General features: G+C 69.2%; 7 protein-coding genes. 6 read left to right on the top strand and 1 reads right to left on the bottom strand.

Features of this window, described 5'->3' with window-relative positions; translation table 11 throughout:
• The first annotated feature begins 109 nt into the window (after window positions 1-109).
• From FFI97_RS33945 to FFI97_RS12865, 3 genes are read left to right on the top strand one after another with little or no spacing between them, the layout of a single operon-like run.
• Window positions 110-4,594, top strand: a complete 4,485-nt coding sequence (locus FFI97_RS33945) for a DUF11 domain-containing protein (protein ID WP_260684987.1) — start codon at window positions 110-112, stop codon at window positions 4,592-4,594.
• On the top strand, window positions 4,591-7,707 hold the full coding sequence (locus tag FFI97_RS33940) for an OmpA family protein (protein ID WP_260684986.1): 3,117 nt from the start codon (window positions 4,591-4,593) through the stop codon (window positions 7,705-7,707). Before FFI97_RS33945 ends, FFI97_RS33940 begins: the two co-directional genes overlap by 4 nt.
• 8 nt (window positions 7,708-7,715) lie before the next feature.
• Window positions 7,716-14,888 carry a hypothetical protein gene (locus FFI97_RS12865; RefSeq protein ID WP_185993606.1) on the top strand — a complete coding sequence of 2,391 codons (7,173 nt, stop codon included), beginning with the start codon at window positions 7,716-7,718 and terminating at the stop codon, window positions 14,886-14,888.
• A gap of 16 nt (window positions 14,889-14,904) precedes the next feature.
• Here the strand turns inward: FFI97_RS12865 and FFI97_RS12860 are convergent, their stop codons facing one another.
• On the bottom strand, window positions 14,905-15,687 hold the full coding sequence (locus tag FFI97_RS12860; RefSeq protein WP_062481672.1) for an IclR family transcriptional regulator: 783 nt from the start codon (window positions 15,685-15,687) through the stop codon (window positions 14,905-14,907).
• A 141-nt stretch (window positions 15,688-15,828) separates the two neighbouring features.
• On the opposite strand from FFI97_RS12860, the gene FFI97_RS12855 reads away from it, so the two are divergent.
• From FFI97_RS12855 to FFI97_RS12845, 3 genes are all read left to right on the top strand, one after another.
• Window positions 15,829-16,836 carry a TRAP transporter substrate-binding protein gene (locus FFI97_RS12855; RefSeq protein WP_139705735.1) on the top strand — a complete coding sequence of 336 codons (1,008 nt, stop codon included), beginning with the start codon at window positions 15,829-15,831 and terminating at the stop codon, window positions 16,834-16,836.
• Window positions 16,837-16,991: 155 nt separating this feature from the next.
• Window positions 16,992-18,056 (top strand): ThuA domain-containing protein, encoded by a 1,065-nt coding sequence (locus FFI97_RS12850; protein WP_139705737.1) that lies wholly within the window; start codon window positions 16,992-16,994, stop codon window positions 18,054-18,056.
• A 91-nt stretch (window positions 18,057-18,147) separates the two neighbouring features.
• Window positions 18,148-20,373: a PQQ-binding-like beta-propeller repeat protein gene (locus FFI97_RS12845; RefSeq protein WP_139705739.1), complete on the top strand. Its 2,226-nt coding sequence runs from the start codon at window positions 18,148-18,150 to the stop codon at window positions 20,371-20,373.
• Window positions 20,374-20,398 lie beyond the last annotated feature (25 nt).

The following is a 20,398-nucleotide window of genomic DNA, read 5'->3' as shown; positions in this document are numbered from 1 at the left end:
TGCGTTTTTCCTTTGCGCCTTCTCTTCCTCTGTCGAGGCGAGGGCGCAAACGAAAAAGTTCTTTCGTTTCTTCTGATCCCCACGCGGTGATCGATCAAGGGTTCGCGGCATGCTGTTCACTTTCAATCCCAGGAGCACACACCGGCCATCGTGGCGCGGATGGGCTGCCGCGCTCGCCGCTGGCGCGGCGCTGCTGCTGGGTGGTGCCGTGCAGGAAGCGAACGCCGCACCGGCCCCGGCCGGCATCGTGATCCGCAGCATCGCCACGGGCACCTACGTGCCCAACGGCCTGGCGCAGACCGAGACCATCTCGTCCAACGAAGTGATCGCCACGGTGCTGCCCGTGGAAGCGCTGGTGCTCACGCAGGACCAGTCGCTGTCGCGCCCGCCCGCGAGCATCGTCACGCTGAGCCACCTGCTCACCAACACCGGCAACGTCGCCTCCACCTACACGCTGGCACTGGCCAACAACGCCGGCGGCTGCGCGGCCGACACGCTCGATCTGTCCGCCTTGCGCGTGGTGCGCGATACCAACAACAACGGCGTGGTCGATGCGGCCGACCCGGTGGTGCAACTCAACGCGGCGGGTGCCATTGCTTTGAAGCCCGGCGAGACCGCTGCACTGCTGGTGCAGGGCACGATCCCCACGGCCGCGACGGGCGTGGCCTGCGTGGGCCTGACGGCCACCACCGCGCTGCAAGGCCTCACCGCGATCAACCGCGACACCGTCACCGTCGGCAACGCCGCCGCGCTGCAGCTGGTCAAGTCGGCCAGCTACCCCGGCAACGTCATCCCCGGCCAGACGCGCATCGACTTCTCGGTCTCGGGCACCAACATCGGCGCGCAGGACGCGCAGCCGTCCAACGTCATCGCGCCCACCAACACGCCGCTGCTCGTGAACGGCGCGCCCTCCGCATTGGTCCTCGTGCGCGACCCCGTGCCCGCCGGCACCCAGTACGTGCCCGGCACCTTGCGCACCACCGCCGCCAACGCCGTCAAGCTGTACCGCCTGGCCAACGATCCGGCGTTCAGCTACCGCACCGCCGAAGACGCCTCGGCCGTCGAAGTGGCCATCGGCATCTCCACGCCCGTGGCGCGCAACGTGTCCATCGCGATGCAGTTCGCCGTCAAGGTCAACGCCGACCAGGTGGGCGAGATCCGCAACACCGCGCACAGCCAGTACAACGACGGCACGGGCCCGGCCACCGTGCCCTCGAACACCATCGTCATCAGTTCCACCCAGGCGCGCATCGGCGTGGCCAAGGCCGCGTCCACCCCGCGTGTGAACCGCGGCACCGACGGCAAGACCGACGGCACCGCCACCGTGCGCTTCAGCGTCAACGTGCGCAACTACGGCACGTCATGGCTGTATGGCGTGCAGGCCGCCGACGTGATGGAAGGCGCGGGCGCCACGCAGTTCGGCAGCTACACGGCAGCCGCCGTGCCCGGCGCGAACCAGTACACCATCGTGCCCGGCTCGATCGTGATCGCGCCCGCACCCAGCGGCGGTACCGTCGCCGCGCCGAACCCCGCCTTCAAGGGCACCGCCGCCGCCTCGAACCTGCTGGCCGACGGCGCCGTGCTGCCCGTGGGCGCACAACTGACGGTGCAGTTCGATGCCCGCATCAACTTCACCGGTCGCACCGGCACCTTGTTCAACACCGTCAAGGCTTCGGGTGCCCTCAATGCCGGCGGCCCCGCGGTGGCCCTGGACGACTCCGTCAACGGCGACAACCCCGACGCCGACGGCGACGGCAACCCCAACAACGACACCTCGCCCACGCCGGTGTCGACCCAGCTGCCCACGCTCACGCTGACCAAGCAGGCCTCCATGGCGCGGCGCGTGTCGCCCGGCGTCTACGAGCTGGACTACACCTTCAAGGTCACCAACACCGGCGCCGTCGCCGCGCCCAACGTGCGCGTGATCGACAACCTGAACTGCACCTTCGACATGGACAAGTCGAGCGGTCAGGTCGCCTCGTGGGAACTGCTGGGCCCGCCCAAGGCCGCCAACGGCAACCTCAACGCCGCCACCGGCTTCACCGGCCGCGCCACCTGCAACCGCAGCACGCAAGACAGCGCCGACCCCTTCCAGCTGCCCACCGAAGTGGCGCTGAGCCTGACCGATGGCGCCCGCGCGCTGGCCCCGGGCCAGAGCGAGCAGATCCGCCTGAGCGTGCGCATCACCGAGAAGGCATCGGCCATCGGCGGGCGCGTGTCGCTCACCAACAAGGCCTGGGCCGCCGCCTTCGAGCAGAACACCGTCAACGTCACGCCCACCATGCTGCTGGCGGCCACCGCCACCTCGGTGCAGGCACTGCTGGTCGATCCGCAGGGCACGGTCTACAACGCATTGACCCGTCAACCTGTGGCCGGCGCGCTGGTCACCTACACGCGCCAGTCGTGCAGCAGCGGCACGGCCGGCCCGATCACCGCGGCCGAGATCTACGGCGCCGACTCGGGCACCTACACGCTCAACCCCAACGGCAGCATCTCGATGACCACGGGCGCCGACGGCGCCTACCAGTTCTACCTGCAGACGCCGCCGGTGACGGGCCTGTGCACGTACGCGCTGTCCGTGACCCCGCCGGCCGGCAGCGGCTACGTGTATCCCTCGCAGCTCATCCCCGTCACCGGTGGCTCCTTCACCAGCTGCGGCGCCGTCGTGCCCAGCGCCGTGCCCCCGAAGGACGCGGACCCGACCAGCTATTACTTCCAGGTGCAGGCCGGAGCCAAGCCCGATGGCACGCCGTGCGACGCCGTGCACAACCACATCCCGCTCGATCCGGGCAACATCCTGGGCCTGGTGCTGCGCAAGGACGGCAGCAAGCGCCAGGTCGAGTTCGGCGACTTCATCGACTACGCGCTCACCGTCACCAACAAGACCGGCTTCCCCGTCACCGGCGTCACCTTCAACGACACGCTGCCCCCGGGCTTCGCGTACGTGGCCAACAGCGTGCGCCTGAACGGGCAAGTGGTGCCCAACCCCGCCGGCGGCGCCGGCCCGGGATTGATCTTCAACTACCCCACGCTGGTGGTGGCCCCCGACCAGTCGGCCATGGTGCGCTACCGCGTGCGCATCGGCGTGGGCGCGCCCACCAACGGCGACGCCATCAACCGCGCGCGCGCCACCTCGGGCCCGATCCAGTCGAACCTGGCCAACTGGACCGTGCGCGTGACAGGCGGCGTGTTCTCCGACGACGCCTTCGCCTTCGGCAAGGTGTACCTCGATTGCAAGCGCGATGGTCAACGCGACGGCAGGCAAGAGGGCGCCGACGAGATCGGCGTGCCCGGCGTGCGGCTGTACATGGAAGACGGAACCCACGTCGTCACCGACATCGAAGGCAAGTGGAGCCTGTACGGCCTCAAGCCCGTGACCCACGTGCTGCGCCTGGACCAGACCACGCTGCCGCTGGGCGCCAAGCTCGAGGTGCTCGACAACCGCAACTCGGGCACCCCCGAGAGCCGCTTCGTCGATCTGAAGAAGGGCGAGTTCCACAAGGCCAACTTCATCATCACCAACTGCGACGAGAAGAGTGTCATTGCCGACGTGGCCGCACGCCGCGCCGCCATTGCCGCGCGCCCCGACACCGAGGCCGAAGCGCAGGTGCGCCTGCGCCTGGACCCCGAAGGCAAGGTCGTTCCCGTGGGCGACGTGCGCGGCCTGCCGGCCACCGGCCAGGCGCTGGCCAGCGGCAGCACCGGCGCCGTGCAGCCCACCTCGGCGCCGCTGATCGCGCTGCCCGTGGCACCGGCCAACGCCAGCAGCTTCGTCGGCGGCGGTGGCGGCAGCATGGGCGGCACGCTGGGCGTGCAGCCCGCGATCCCGACCGGCAGCCTGTTCTCGCCGCTGAACGGCGTGCCCACCTCGGGCCTGCCGTCGTCGCCCACCAGCGGCTCGGCCACCGGCGTCGGCGCGCAGGCCATGCGCCCCATCGGCACCGGCGGCGCGATGCTCGAGCCGCGCGCCAACCCGCTGCTGCCCCAGGCAGTTCCGAGTCCCATCGAACTCGAGACCCTGCTGCCCCAGCTGGAGAACAACACCCTGGCCTTCATCGGCTTGAAGGACCGCGACACCGTCGCCGGCCAGTCGATCAACGTGCGCGTCAAGGGCACGGCCGGCACCTCGTTGCGCCTGAGCGTGAACGGCGCCGCGCTGGAAGAACGCCGCGTCGGCAAGAAGACGCAGCTGGCATCGAAGAACATCGCCGCCTGGGAATACATCGGCGTGGCCCTGCGCCCCGGCACCAACACCCTCAAGCTCGAAGCCGTCGACGGCTTCGGCAACGTGCGCGGCAGCGCCGACGAGATCACCGTCGTCGCCCCCGACAAGCTCGGCGCCATCGAGGTCGACCTGCCCGAAGTGGCCCGCGCCGACCTGCGCACGCCCGTGGTCGTCAAGGTGCGCCTGATCGACGCGGCCGGCGTGCCCGTGACCGCCCGCACGCAGCTCACGCTGGAGACCGACCGCGGCCGCTGGCCGACCGAAGACCTGAACCCGACCGAACCCGGTACGCAGGTCTTCATGGACGGCGGCGCCGCCGAGTTCCAGTTGATGCCCCGGGCGAACCGGGCGATGCGCGCCTGCGCGTGAGCGCCGGCACCTTCGTCAAGGAAGTGCGCCTGGCGCTGTTGCCCGAGATGCGCCCCATGATCGGCGTGGGCATCGTCGAAGGCGTGCTCGACTTCACCAAGCGCGGCAAGCTGCCTCTGGGCGCCATGCCCGCCGGCGCCGCCTTCGAAGCGGAACTCTCGGGCCTGAAGGACGAAGGCACCCACAGCCGCGCCAGCGGGCGCGCCGCCTTCTTCTTCAAGGGCACCGTCAAGGGCGAGTACCTGCTCACGGCCGCCTACGACTCCGACAAGACGCGCAAGGACCGCCTGTTCCGCGACATCCGTCCCGACGAGTTCTATCCCATCTACGGCGACTCCGCGGTCAAGGGCTTCGACGCCCAGAGCACGCAAAAACTCTACGTGCGCATCGACAAGAACCGCTCCTACCTGCTGTACGGCGACTTCACCACCGCCAGCAGCACCGAGGTGCGCAACCTCAGCCAGAGCAACCGTTCGCTCACGGGCCTGAAGCACGTGTACGAGGACGAGAACGTGCGCGCCACCAGCTATGTCTCGCGCACCGCGCAGACGCAGCAAGTGGAGGAGTTCCGCGCGCTGGGCACCTCGGGCCCGTACTACCTGAGCGCCAGCAACGGCGAGTTCGTGGACAACAGCGAGCAGATCGAGATCGTGGTGCGCGACCGCAACCAGCCCAACATCGTGCTGCAGCGCACGGCCGTGGCGCGCTTCGTGGACTACACGGTGGAGCCGCTCACGCGCCGCATCCTGTTCACGCATGCCATCGCCTCCATCGACGCGAACCTGAACCCGCAGTCGATCCGCGTCACCTACGAAGTGGACAGCGGCGGCCCCAAGTTCACCGTGGCCGGCACCGACGTGCAGGTGAAGGTCAGCGAGAACCTGCAGTTGGGCGTGGTGGCCTCCACCGACCAGAACCCGCAGAACAAGCGCAACCTGCAGGCGCTCACGGGCGTGGCACGCATCGGCCAGAACACCAGCGTGGCGGCCGAGCTGGTCAAGACCGACTCCGACGACAAGGGCAACGGCCACGGCGCGCGCGTGGAAGCGCGCTACCAGGACGAGAAGCTGGCCGTGGTGGCCCTGGCGGCCAAGACCAGCAAGGGCTTCGACAACCCCGGCGCGAGCTTCTCGGCCGGCCACACCGAAGCCTCGGCGCGCGCCGAGTACCGCGTCGACCCGACCCTGGCCGTGCGCGGCGAGGTGCTCTACAGCAAGGACGCAGCGCAGGTCGACGAGCGCAAGGGCGCCACGGTGAGCGTGCAGAAGAAGCTCAGCGACAAGACCGTCGCCGAGGTGGGCCTGCGCCACGGCCAGAGCAACAACGCATTGGGTTCGAGCTCGGGCTTCGACTACGGCCAGATCTCCACCTACAACGGCCAGATGGGCAGCAGCATCGGCGCCAACAGCGTGACCACGCTGGGCGCGGCCGCCGCCGCAGCCGGCGTGGACACGCAGAGCCAGACGACCGTGCGCGGGCGCCTGTCGACCGAGGTGCCCGGCGTGGCCGGTGCGCAGGTGTTCGTGGAAGGCGAGCAGGACCTGAAGGACGGCAAGCGCCACGTGCTGGCCGTCGGCGGCAACTACGCCATCACCGACAAGACGCGCGTGTACGGCCGCTACGAGCTGATCTCCACGCTCAACGGCCCCTACGAGCTGGACAGCACGCAGCGCAACAACACCGGCATCGTCGGCATCGAGAGCAACTACATGGAAGGCGGTCGCGTGTACAACGAGTACCGCATCGCCGACGGCGCCGAAGGGCGCGGCGTGCAGGCGGCCATTGGGGTGCGCAACACCTTCAAGGTCAACGAGCAGATCCGCGTGACCGGGGGCATCGAGCACACGCGCGACATGAGCGGCTACAGCAACAGCAAGAACACCGGCACGGGTTATGCCGGTGGGCTGGGCGAATCGACCGCCATCACCAGCGGCATCGAATACATCACCGACCGGATCAAGGCCAGCGGCGTGTATGAAGCGCGCCGCGGCGACGACGCGAACACGCGCCTGTTCAGTGCCGGCTTCGGCTTCAAGCTCGATCCGTCCTGGAGCCTGCTGGCGCGCAGCATCGTGAGCGACAGCGAAGGCCAGGGCGCCAACGCGGGCAACGAGCGCCACTTGCAGCGCCACCAGATCGGCATCGCCTACCGGCCGGTGGACGACGACACCTGGAACGCGCTGGCGCGCTATGAGCGCCGCTCCGAGCGCGTGGTGGGCGCGGGCAATGCGGCCGGCGCGCTGCAGGGCAGCAGCGTCTTCGGCGCCGACAACGGCGCCAGCCTGCCGGGCAAGACCAGCGCGGACATCGTCTCGGCGCACGTCAACTACAACCCCGAGCCGGGCAAGGCGGTGATGGCGCGCTACGCCTTCAAGCTCAGCCGCGCTGACGACGGCACGCTGGCCAGCAAGTACTGGGCGCACCTGGTGCAGGCGCGCTACACGCAGGACATCAATCAGGACTGGGACTTCGGCGTGCAGGCCGGCCTGCTGTACGGCAAGGGCGGCGCGCTGCAGAAGACCTTCGGCGTCGAGGTGGGCTACCAGGTGCAGAAGAACATGTGGGTGTCGGCGGGCTACAACTTCGTGGGCCTGAACGACCGCGACCTGACGGCCAACGAGTACACGAGCAAGGGCGCTTATGTGCGGCTGCGCTTCAAGTTCGATGAGACGCATCTGGGCTTCGCTTCGACGGGGGAGACGAACACGGCCAAGGCTGCCAAGGCAGAGAAGGTGGCTGCGGATGCGCCGGAAGTGGCGCCGCTGCCGATGCGCACCGTGCTGCAGGCCGAGGCGCTGTTCGAGCCCGCCAAGTCCTTCATCAAGCCGCAGGCACACGACACGCTGAACACGCTGGCCGCGCAGATCAAGGCGACCGAGGCGCAGGTGGTGATCCACATCAGCCACTCGGACGCGCAAGGCAGCGCTGACGACCGCATGCAGCTGGTCGCGCAGCGGACCAACGCGGTGCGCAGCTACCTGATCGGGCGCGGCGTGGATGTGCTGCGCCTGCGCACCGACACCAAAGAAGACACGCAGCCTGTCGCAGGCGATGACAGCAGCGCCAAGAACCGCTGGGTCGTGATCGCCGCGGCCGCGCAAGAAACCCGCTGAACGAGACCATGATGCAAAGCAGAACGAGAAACGAAGCGGGCGGGATGGCGCGGCTCGGCGGGGTGTTGAAGGGCGTGCTTGCCGCGACGGCCTTGTGGCTCATTGCCATGCCGGGTGCGCAGGCTGCAGTCGCTACGTGCACGCCGCAGTCGGGCTACAACAGCTGCGTGACCTTCACCCATTCGGGCTCGGCGCAGACCTTCACGGTGCCTGCGGGCGTGTCGTCGGTGCGCGTCACGATGTGGGGCGCCGGCGGCGGCGGCTCCACGGCGGCCGGCGGCAACTCGGCCAACGGTGGCGCCGGCGGCTTCGCCGACGGCACCGTGTCGGTCACGCCCGGCACCGCCATGGCGGTGACGGTGGGGCAGGGCGGGCAGAACGGGGGCACCGGCGCGACCTACGGCCGCGGGGGCGGCGGCGGCAATGGCGCGAACGCGGGCGTTGCCGGTTCGTCGGGCGGCGGCATGAGTGCGCTGTGGAACGGCGGCACGGAGTTTTCGGCGGCCGCCGCACGACTGATCGCAGGCGGTGGCGGCGGCAGCGCCTTCTGGACCGACGTCGGCAGCCCGGTGCCGGGCGGCGGCGGTGGCCCCAACGGCGGCTCGTCCACCGGCACGGGCGGACGAGGCGGTACCCAGGCCGCCGGCGGCGCGCGCGGCACCCCGAGCGCGGGGACCGTCGCGGCCACCTGCCCGGCTGGCACTGACGGCAGCGCCTTGCAGGGCGGCACCGGGTGCTCGGCGGTCGGTGGCACCCCCGTCCAGTACGAGGGCGGCGGCGGTGGTGGCGGCGGCTGGTTCGGCGGCGGCGGCGGCATGGCCCAGTGCAGCAACACGCCCAATCCCGTCTCGGTCAACTGTTCCTACAACGGACCGGGCGGCGGCGGCTCGGGCTTCATCGGCACGGGCGTGACCGGCGGCGTGATCACCGCGGGAGCGGACGGCAGCTACTCGGCGGCTTCCAACCCGGCCAACCAGGGCAACACGCTCTACCAGGGCGGCGTCGGCGTGGGCGGCGCGCGCGCTTCACTGACCGGCTCCACCGGCGGCAACGGCCTCGTCGTCATCCAGTTCAACGTGGTCAGGCTGCAGCTCGCGAAGGCCTGGTCGGCCGGCAGCAACACCGGCGACGTGGCGAGCATTGGCGCCTCCACGGGCGGGACCAACTTCTTCGGCGCCAGCAACACCTCGGCCTTCACCTCGACGGCGTCCACGGCCGCCTCCAGCTCCGTCGTGGGCGTGAACATCGGCAACGTCATCACGCTGCCCGCTGAAACACTGACCACCGGCACGCTGGCGAACTACAACACCGTGCTGTCATGCACCGTGAACAGCGGCACGATGGCCAGCACGTTGAGCGGCACCAACGGACAGGTATCGAACACGCTGACGATCGCCCTCGGCGACATCGGCAAGGACATCGTCTGTACCTACACCAACACGCGCAAGACCGCGACCCTGCAACTGGCCAAGTCGTGGAACCCCATCAGCGTGACGGGCAACGTGGCGAACATCGGCGCCACCACGGGCGGCGCGGCCAACACCGCGGCGTTCTCGTCGACGGCACCGACGGCCAACACCAGCGCGACCGTGACCGTCGCGGCCGGCAACACGATCACCTTCCCCGCGGAAACCATGAACGGCGGCGTGCTGCCGAACTACACGACCGTGCTGTCGTGTACCGCCGGTGGCGGCGCGACGGCCAACAGCCTGAGCGGTACCAACGGCCAGGCGACCAACACGCTGCAGATCGGCGCGGGCGACGCGGGCAAGGCCATCGTCTGTACCTACACCAACACGCCGAAGACCTCCACGCTGCAGCTGGTCAAGTCGTGGGGCGCCAACAGCCTCACGGGCAACGTGGCGAGCATTCCAGCCTCCACGGGCGGCACCAACAACACCACGGCCTTCACGGCCACGGCCCCCACGGGCGCGAACAGCGGCACCGCCGTGACCGTGGCCACGGGCAACACGATCACGCTGCCGGCCGAGACGATGTCGCCGGGCACGCTGGCGAACTACAACACGGTGCTGGCGTGTACGGCCGGCGGCGGTGCCACGGCCAACGCACTCAGTGGCACCAACGGACAGAACAGCAACACGCTGCTGGTCGGCGCGGGCGACGCGGGCAAGGCCATCGTCTGTACCTATACCAATACGCCGAAGACGGCGACGCTGCAGATCGCCAAGGCCTGGGGCGCGAACAGCATCGCCGGCAACGTGGCGAGCCTGGGCGCGAGCACGGGTGGCGCGAACAACACCACGGCCTTCACGGCGACGGCGCCCACGGGCGCCAACAGCGGCACGGCCGTGACCGTGGTCGCCGGCAACACCATCACCCTCCCCGCGGAAACGATGCCGACGGGGACGCTGGCGAACTACAACACCGTGCTGGCCTGTACGGCCGGCGGCGGCGCCACGGCCAATGCGCTCAGCGGCACCAACGGGCAGGTCACCAACACCTTGCTGATCGGCCCGGCCGATGCGGGCAAGGCGATCCTGTGTACCTACACCAACACGCCGAAGACGGCCACGCTGCAGATCACCAAGTCCTGGGGCGCCGGCACCATCAGCGGCAACGTGGCGAGCATCGGCGCGAGCACGGGCGGCGCGAGCAACACCACGGCGTTCACGGCGACCGCACCCACGGCGGGCAACAGCAGCACGGTGAACGTGGTGGCGGGCAACACCATCACGCTGCCGGCCGAGACGATGCCCACGGGCTCGCTCGCGAGCTACAACACGGTGCTGTCGTGTACGGCAGGGGGCGGCGCCACGGCCAACGCGCTGAGTGGCACCAACGGGCAGAACAGCAACACGCTGCTGATCGGCGCGACCGACGCGGGCAAGGCCATCGTCTGTACCTACACCAACACCGGCAAACCTGCGACCCTGACCCTCGCCAAGCGTTCACTCGGCGGCGTGGCCGGCTTCGACTTCACGGGCACCAACGGCGTGGCGGCGCACACCATCACCACCACCGTGGCCGGCACGGCCGTCAACGGGCCGGTGCAGACGCTGACCGCGACGGGCACGGCGACCACCTTCACCGAAACCTACACGCCGGCCGCGGGCGTGCCCGACTACGTGATCACCGACGTCAGCTGCACGGGCATGGGCAGCGGCGGCACGGTGACGCGCGGCACCGCGCAGAACACGAACCAGTTCACGCTGAATGCAGCGGCGACGGTGGCGGGCTCGAACATCGTCTGTACCGTCACCAACGCCAAGGCGCCGACGGTGCAGCTGCGCAAGAAGTGGGTCAACGCGCTGGTCAACGACGCCTTCACGCTGACCGCCTCGGGCACGGTGCACCCGAACCACAACATCGGCTACGCCTTCAACCTGCAGGCCACGGCCAACACGCCCAACGAGACCGACACCGGCGGCGCGCAGCGCGTGGCGGTGGGCGACACCGTGACCCTGTCGGAGACACCGTTCGGCACCAACGCCGGCTCGTACACCGCCAGCGCCTGGAGCTGCACCGGCGGCGGCTCGCTCAGCGGCAACCTGCTGACCCTGGGCAACGCCGATGCGGGCCTGCCGATCATTTGCGAGATCACCAACACCGCGAAGACGGCGACCGTCACGCTGGCCAAGACCTGGTCGGGCGCGATCGTCAATGACGCCGTGAGCGTCACAGGCACGGGCCTCACCACGCTGGCCTCGGTGGCCAACACGGCCGCCGAGACCGACACCGGCGCCGCGCAGGCCGTGCCCGTGGGCAGCGTCATCACGCTGGCCGAGAGCTTCACCACCGGCAGCGCCGCCAACTACACCAGCGCGCTGAGCTGCACCGGCACCAGCGGGCTGTCGGGCAACACGCTGACGGTGGGCGCGGCCGACACGGCCATCGTCTGTACCTACGCCAACACGCGCAAGACGGCGGCGGTGACCTTGTCCAAGAGCTGGAGCGGCGCCATCGCCGGCGACAAGGTCAACCTGACGGTCAGCGGCAGCGCCGCCGAAGTGACGGGCGCGACCGCCGGCACGTCGACCGCGCCGGCCACCACCACCAACGCCACGGCCACCGCGGCCAGCGGCGCCACGGTGACGCTGGCCGAGGCCTTCACCACCGGCAACGCCGCCAACTACACCACGACGCTGGCCTGTACCAAGGTGTCGGACGGCAGCACGGTGACGGTGAGCGGCAGCGGCCTGAGCCGCAGCTTCACCATGCCGTCGGACAGCGCGGTGAACTGCGCCTACACCAACACGCGCAGGACCGCGACGCTGCAACTGTCCAAGGCCTGGAGCGCCGGCAGCACCACGGGCAACGTGGCGAGCATCGGCGCGACCACGGGCGGCGCGAACAACACCGCCGCGTTCACGGCGACGGCGCCGACGGCGGGCACCAGCGGCACCGCGGTGTCGGTGGCCGCGGGCGACACGCTCACCTTCCCGGCCGAGACGATGACCACGGGCACGCTGGCGAACTACACCACCGTGCTGTCGTGTACCGCCGATGCCGGCGCCACGGCCAACACGCTCAGCGGCACCAACGGCCAGGCCAGCAACACGCTGGTGGTCGGCGCGGGCGACGCGGGCAAGGCCATCGTCTGTACCTACACCAACACGCCGAAGACGGCCACGCTGCAGATCGCCAAGGCCTGGGGTGCGAACAGCATCGCCGGCAACGTGGCGAGCATCGGCGCGAGCGCGGGCGGATCGAGCAACACCACGGCCTTCACCGCGACGGCGCCCACGGGCGCCAACAGCGGCACGGCCGTGACCGTGCAGGCCGGCAACACGATCACGCTGCCGGCCGAGACGATGTCGCCGGGCACGTTGGCGAACTACACCACGGTGCTGGCCTGTACGGCCGGCGGCGGTGCCACGGCCAACGCGCTCAGCGGCACCAACGGGCAGAACAGCAACACGCTGCTGGTCGGCGCGGGCGACGCCGGCAAGGCCATCGTCTGTACCTACACCAACACGCCCAAGACCGTCACCGTGCAGCTGCGCAAGGCCTGGAGCGCGGACAGCACGAACGGCGACGTGGCCAGCATCGGCGCCACCTCGGGCGGCAGCAGCAACACGTCGGCGTTCACCGCGACCGCACCCACCGCCGGCAACAGCGGCGCGGCGGTGTCGATGGTCGTCGGCGGCACGCTCACGCTGCCGGCCGAGACGATGACCACCGGCTCGCTCGCGAACTACAGCACCGTGCTCGCGTGTACCGCCGACGGCGGTGCGACGACCAACCCGCTGAGCGGCACCAACGGCCAGGCGAGCAACACGCTGGCGATTGCCGCGGCCGACGCTGGCAAGGCCATCGTCTGTACCTACACCAACGCGAAGAAGACCGTCACCCTGCAGGTGCGCAAGGCCTGGGGCGCGAACAGCGAAGCGGGCAACGTCGCCAGCATCGGCGCGACCACGGGTGCGACCAACAACACGGCCGCGTTCACCGCGACCGCACCCACGGCCGGCAACAGCGGTGCGGCGGTGGTGGCGGCCGTGGGCAACACCATCACCTTCCCTGCGGAAACGATGACGACGGGCACGCTGGCCAACTACACGACCGTGCTGTCGTGTACCGCCGACGGCGGCGCCACGGCCAACGCCTTGAGCGGCACCAACGGCCAGGCCAGCAACACGCTGGTGATCGGCGCGGGCGACGCCGGCAAAGCCATCGTCTGTACCTACAGCAACAACCGCCTGCCGACCGTGCAGATCCGCAAGCAGGCGCTGGGCGGCACGGGCACCTTCGCATTCAGCGGCACCAACGGCTTCGGCTCGGACAGCATCAACGTCTCGGTGGCGGGCTCGACGGTGGTGGGCACGATCAAGACGCTCACCACGGCCAACACGCAGACGGTGCTGACCGAAGTCGCGGCCTCGATGCCCGGCGGCTTCGCGTTCTCGGGCGCGACCTGCACGGGCCTGGCGGGCGGAGCGACGGCGGCCGTCGACCTGGTGGCGGGCACGGTCACGCTGCCCGCGGCCGGGCTGACGAACGGCACGGCGGTGGTCTGTACCTTCACCAACACGCTCGCGGCGATCGTGAGCGGCCGCGTGTTCCTGGACAACGGCGTGGGCGGCGGCACGGCCAACGACGGCATCGTCAATGGCGGCGAAGGCCCGCTGTCGGGCGTGAGCGTGCGGCTGACCAACTGCGGCGCCGCCGTGTACGCGAGCGTGCTCACGGACGCGTCGGGTGCCTACAGCCTCAGCGTGCCGGCCGGCACGGCCACGGGCTCGGCGATGTGCGTGGAAGAAACCAACCCGGGCACGCGCGTGTCGACCGGTGCCTCGGTGGGCAACGTTGCGCTGCCCTCGGGCTCCGCGGTGGCCGCGGCCGGTGGCACCTACACCTACACGCGCACCGGCACGCCCGACCGCATCGCCTTCAGCTGGAACGGCACGGGCCACGCCAACCTGAACTTCGGCGACGTCGACAACAGCGCCTTCGCGACCGACGGCGCCAAGACCGGCCTGCCGGGCAGCACCGTGACCTACGCCCACACCTTCACGGCGGGCACGGCAGGGCAGGTGCGCTTCAGCGTGGCGAGCGAGACGGCCACGCCCGCCATCACCGGCTGGACGACGAAGGTCTTCGCGGATGTGGGTTGCACCGGCAGCCTGCAGCCCGGCGCGGCGCAGCTGTACCCGCCGAGCGCGGCGGCCACGCCCGTGGCCTTCGCGGGCAAGGTCTGCGTGATCGTGCAGGAGTTCATTCCCGCCACGGCGCCGCTGGGCTCGAACAACAGGGCGACGATCCGCGCCGACTTCACCTACACCAACGCGAGCCCGTCGCTCAGCGGCAGCTTCACGCTGGACGACCTCACGACGGTGTCGGGCGTGGCGCTCGAGCTGAAGAAGGAAGTGCGCAACATCACGCAAAGCGGCACCTTCGGCGTGAACAACCAGGCCAAGTCGGGCGAGACGCTCGAGTACCGCATCACCTACACGAACAACGGCGACGCGCCGATCCGCAGCATGGTCGTGAACGACATGACGCCGGGTTACACGACCTTCGTGAGCGCGACGACGGGCACCACGCCGGCGTCGCTCACGGGCTGCGTCAAGACCACACCGGCGAACGCGCCGCCGGCGGGCGCGGTGGCCTGCACCACCGTTCAACCCGCTGGGGGCACGGGCGCGATCGACTGGCGCTTCACGGGCACGGTCGAGCCGGGCGGCACGGGCTTCGTGCTGTTCCAGGTGAAGGTCGACTAAGGACCTGGCAGGGCCTTCAGGCCCGGCGCTTGAACAGTGCGGACGCGCCGCTGGCCCGCGCCACGTCGTCCGCCGCGGCCAGCAGCTGCGGGCCCAGCGCGAGCATGCGTTCTTCCGTGAGCCGCACCAGCGGCCCCGCGATGGTGATGACGCCGATCACGCCGCCGTGCGCACCGCGCACCGGCGCGGCCATGGCGGTCATCGCGGGGGCGAACACCTCGTTGATCATCGAGAAACCGCGCTTGCGTGTGGCGCGCAGGAAAACGAGCAGCGCCTTCACGGTGGTCGGCGCCTTGGGGCCGAAGTCTTCCGGCTGGCCGAAGCCCTGCTTCGCGACGAGCTGCAGCGCCTGTTCGTCCGTCATGGTCGAGAGCCATGCGTGGCCCGCGGAGCTGCATGAGAGGTTCACCGACAGGCCCATGTCCGGGTCGTAACGCAGCCCGCGCGTGGCGCCTTGCGCCTTCGCGACGAAGGTGAGCTCGTCGCCGTCGACCACCGCCAGCCGCACCAGTTCGCCCGATGCGACCGCGAGCCGGTCGAGCAGCGGCTGTGCCACGTCGACGATGCCGCTGTTGCTCAAGAAGCTCAGGCCCAGCGACACCAGCTTGATGGTCAGCATGTAGTCGCCATGGCTCTGGTCTTGCCGCACATAGCCGTAGCGCACCAGCTCGCTCAGCAGGCGGTGGGTGGCGCTCAACGGCATTTCCAGCTCGGCAGAAAGCGCGGAAAGCGCACGGCCCTCGGGGTGGCCGGAGAGGTGTTCGAGCACCTTGAAGCTGCGTTCGAGTATGGCTGTCATGAGACGACTCTAGCATTTTGCCAAGTGTTTTCACTAGTAGAAAGATTTTCCACTAAATCGATAAGATCGCGCCGCCAGGAGTCGGAGCGCGTGTGAAGCGCCCCGGCATGGACCGCTCACATCGCACGCTGGAGAACAACTTTGAGAACGCTTTACCGCTCGCTGGCCACCGCCGGCCTTGCCCTCGCCCTGGTCGTTCCTGCTGTTGCGCAAGCGCAGCAGGAGCGCGTGATCCGCTTCGGCCACCTGAACAACGCCGACCACCCCGTGAGCTTCGGCGTCAAGCGCTTTGCCGAACTCCTGTCGGCCAAGAGCGGCGGCAAGATGAAGGTCCAGGAGTTCCCCGCCTCGCAACTGGGCAACGAGATGCAGCAGCAGTCGGCCCTGCAGGGCGGCGTGCAGCAGATGTCGGCGCCGGCCACCACGTCGCTCGCAGGCATCGTCAAGGAGTTCGGCCTGGTCGACTTCCCCTTCTCGGTGAACAACTTCGCACAGGCCGATGCGCTGCTCGATGGGCCTCTGGGACAAGCCCTCATCGCCAAGCTCCCCGAGAAGGGCCTCGTCGCCCTGGGCTACTGGGACCTCGGGTTTCGCAACGTCACCAACAGCAAGCGCCCGATCACCAAGCCCGAAGACCTCGAGGGCTTGAAGATCCGTGTGATCCCCAACCCCGTGTTCCTCGAAACCTTCAAGGCCTTCAAGGCCAACCCGGTGCCGATGCCTTTCGCCGAGCTGTACGGTGCGCTGGAAGCCAAGGCTGTCGATGGCCAGGAGAACCCCTATGCGGTGATCCTGTCGAACAAGTTCTACGAAGTGCAGAAGTTCGTCAGCGCCACCAACCACGTGTACGCCGCCAACATCGTGCTGGTGAGCAAGAAGTTCTGGGACTCGCTCACGCCCGCCGAGCAGAAGATGATGAACGACGCGGCCAACGAGGCGCGCGGCTACCAGCGCCAGGTCAGCCGCGCCGCCGCGCAGAAGGCCGTGGGCGACCTGCAGGCCAAGGGCGCGCAGTTCAACGAACTCAGTGCGCCCGAGCAGAAGCGCATGCGCGACATCGCCAAGCCCGTCGTCGACAAGTTCGCCGCCCAGTACGACCCCGCCATCGTCAAGCTCTACAACGACGAGCTCGTGCGCATCCGCAAGTAGCGCGCCCTCACGGCTGGCGACGAATTCCTTCTTCGTTCCCGCCGGCAATTTCCGTCACTCCCACGTCTGCGCCTGCCGCCACCCGCGGCGCAGCGATACGTGCTGGGCGCGTGCGCCCGTCCGATTCCGCCATTGACCACCAAGAGGAGACTCCGTTGACACATCCCAGATCCATTCCCTTCGGACTTGCATCGGCCGCCGCGCTCGCGCTGGCATTGACTGCCTGCGGTGGAGGCGACGGCGGCGGCGGCGCGGCCTTGCCGTTCCTGCCCGTGGCGCCTGCGCCCGCTGCATCGGCGCCGCCGCCCGCGCCGACCGACGAAGTGCCGGCAACGCCCACCGAGCCGGTGGCCGAGGTCGACGACAGCTTCGACGAGTACTACAACGTCTGCCGCGGCACCAACCCCAAGTGCTACAACGACTGGGGCGCCTTCGCCACCACGCCCGACCGCGTGCTGATCTACTCGCGCACTGCCGGCCCGCGCCATGCCGTGCTGGGCACGCCGATGGCGGCCGGCCTGAACCCGACGATGAACACCGACAACGTGATGCAGGCAGGCCTCGTGCGCATGCTGTCGGCCGAGGGCATCACGGTCGACTGGACCGAGGACGTGGCCGTGCTGGGCAGCCGCATCAACAACTACAAGGCGATCATCTTCGCGAGCTCGAACCGCGACACCTTGTGGAACGGCGCCGTGAGCACCAGCCAGGATGCCGCGCGCACCGCGCTGCGCAACTACATGCGCCGCGGCGGCGGCTTCGTCGGCCTGCACAACGCCTTCGGCGCGGAATACAACTGGCCCTACTACGAAGGCCTGCTGGGCAACGCGAACTTCTACAACCACGGACCGAACCGCGCGGGCGATGTCGAGATCGTCTCGGACGACCCTTCGACGAAGGACGTGCCCAAGCGCTTCTCCTTCCAGGACGAGTGGTACAACCTGATGCCCTTCCCGACGAAGGTGAAGTTCCTGGCCAAGGTCGACACCTCGACGCTGAAGCCGCTCACCTCCGCGCCGCATCCCGGCCACGCCGACTTCCATCCGGTCGCCTGGTGCCAGTACTACGACGGCGGTCGCGCATGGCTCACGACCCTCGGGCACAACGCGCACTCGTTCACCGCCGACCTGTCGGGCGTGGGCGCGATCGAGTTCCAGAAGCTCGTCGTGCAAGGCGTGAAGTCGGCGATGGGGCTGACACCTTTCTGCACCACTGAGTAACCACGACCTCCCGGGGCCGGTGCGGCGCCGTGTGCGCGCCACCGGTCGTTTCGAACATCCCTGTTCCAACGTTCACCGAGTAGAGACATCCATGAAGAAAAAATCATTGGTCACGCTGCTGATCTCGTGCGGCGTGCTTGCATCGCCGTTGCTGATCACCGCCTGCGGCGGCTCCAGCGGCGGTGGCGGCACGCCCGTGCTGCCCGTGGTGCCGGCCCCCCCGCCGCCGCCGTCTGCCGGCACACCGCCGCCCGCATCGCCACCGGCCGCCGCCGCACCCGCGGCCGACCTGTCGGACTGCTGCACCGCCGGCGACAAGGACTTTCCGAAGGTCGGCGGCAACCTGGGCAACCAGAACTATTCGAGCCTGCGCAAGATCAACAAGGGCCTGGTCACGCAACTGGGCGGCGCCTGGGTCAACCAGATCGAAGGCGGCATGACCACCGGCAACAACCAGAGCACCACCGTCGTCGTCGACGGCGTGCTCTACATCGAATCCGCACTCGGCAACGTGGTCGCGGTGGACGGCAAGACCGGCGTGACGAAGTGGAAGTGGACCACGCCCTACGGCAGCATCACCCGCCGCGGCGTGGCCGTCGCCAAGGACCTGGGCCTGGTGTTCACCGTGGCCACCGGCAACCGCCTCGTGGCGCTGCGCACCGACACCGGCGCTGTCGAGTGGATCAAGCAGTACCCGACCAGCAGCACCGATCCCGACTACAAGGGCGCGCTGCAGAAGGTCGCGCTGGTCTACCACGACAAGCGCCTGTACCTGGGCACCAACGATGGCAACCGCGGCGCCGCGTTCTCGGCCGACGCACTCACCGGCAAGGTGCTGACCACCTTCTGGGGCGTGCCCCGCGCGGGCGAACTCGGCTACGACACCTGGGGCGGCGCCCCCGACACGGCACGCACCGGCGCCACGCCGTGGATTCATCCCGCGGTCGATCCCGAGCTGGGCCTGGTGTACTGGACCTTCGGCAACGTGCGCGGCGGCTCGTCGCAGGACGGTTCCTCGCGCCCGGGCCAGAACCTGTTCGCCAATTCCATCGTCGCGCTCGACCTGAAGAGCGGCGAATACAAGTGGCACTTCCAGTCGGTGCACCACGACATCTGGGACATGGACAACGTGATGTCGCCCGTGCTCGCCGATGTGAAGATCGACGGCAAGGACCGCAAGGTCGTCATCTACGGCAGCAAGACGGGCATGTACTACATCCTCGATCGCAAGGACGGCAGCGCGCCGCTGGGCATCGACGAAGTGCCCGTGAAGCAGGACGCCCGCCAGGCCAGCTGGCCCACGCAGCCCCTGCCGCGCCAGGGCGCCTGGACCGAGACCTGCATCGTCGACCAGCCGCTGGGCACGGCCATTCCGGGCGACCCGAACCGCGCGGTGCCCAACTACACGAAGGGCTGCCTGTACGACGCGCACTGGGACGTGCCGATTCTTTCCATTCCAGGCCATGGCGGCGGTGCCAACTGGAACCACCAGTCCTTCAGCCAGCGCACGGGCCTGGTCTACACGGGCATGGGCTACGTGTCGGCAGCGCACTCGCTCAGCGAGTCGAGCAACGGCCTGCGCCCGCCGGGCACCTACATGACCGGCGCGGTCGTGGCGGTCGACCCGAGCACCAACCTCGTCAAGTGGAAGAAGCCGCTGCCGTACTCGGTGGCGCACGGCAACGGCATCCTGAGCACGGCCTCCGACCTGCTGTTCATCGGGCAGCCCGACGGCAACCTGCTGGCGCTCGATGCGCAGGACGGCACCGAGCTGTGGCGCTTCCAGACCGGCGCGGCGATCAGCGCGAGCCCGGTCTCCTACGAGATCGACGGCGAGCAGTACATCGCGGTGTTCTCGGGCGGCACCAGCATTCCGTACGGCGACTCGGCCCCGCGCGGCGACCGGCTGTGGGCCTTCAAGGTCGGCGGCGCGGTGACCGCGGCCGCCACGCCGACACCGCCCGTGGTGCGTCGGCCCGTGTCGGGCGCGGCGGTGGAGGGCGCGGCACTGCCGACGCCGAACACCGTGTTCCTGGCGCGCGTGCAGACGCCGACGAACGAACCGGGCGCGACCGAATCGACGGCCGTCAACGCCATGACGCCGACCTTCATGCGCGTGCCCGTCAACACCGCCGTGACCTTCACCAACCCCGCAGCCAACGCCAACACCCACTGCGCCACGCAGTTCTTCGAAGGGCGGTTCAATTTCAGGCTGAACCCGGGCCAGTCGCAGACCCACACCTTTGACACGCCGGGCGAATACTTTTACAACGACTGCCATAGCCCGCGTCCGACGGGAAAGATCGTCGTCTATTGAAATGTCCCTCAACCCCAACCCTGAA

It is taken from the genome of Variovorax sp. KBS0712 (assembly GCF_006323185.2).
GTDB classification, from domain to species: domain Bacteria; phylum Pseudomonadota; class Gammaproteobacteria; order Burkholderiales; family Burkholderiaceae_C; genus Variovorax; species Variovorax boronicumulans.
The sequence above is the reverse complement of the archived record's forward strand: the minus strand, read 5'-3'. Positions and strand labels throughout refer to the sequence as shown.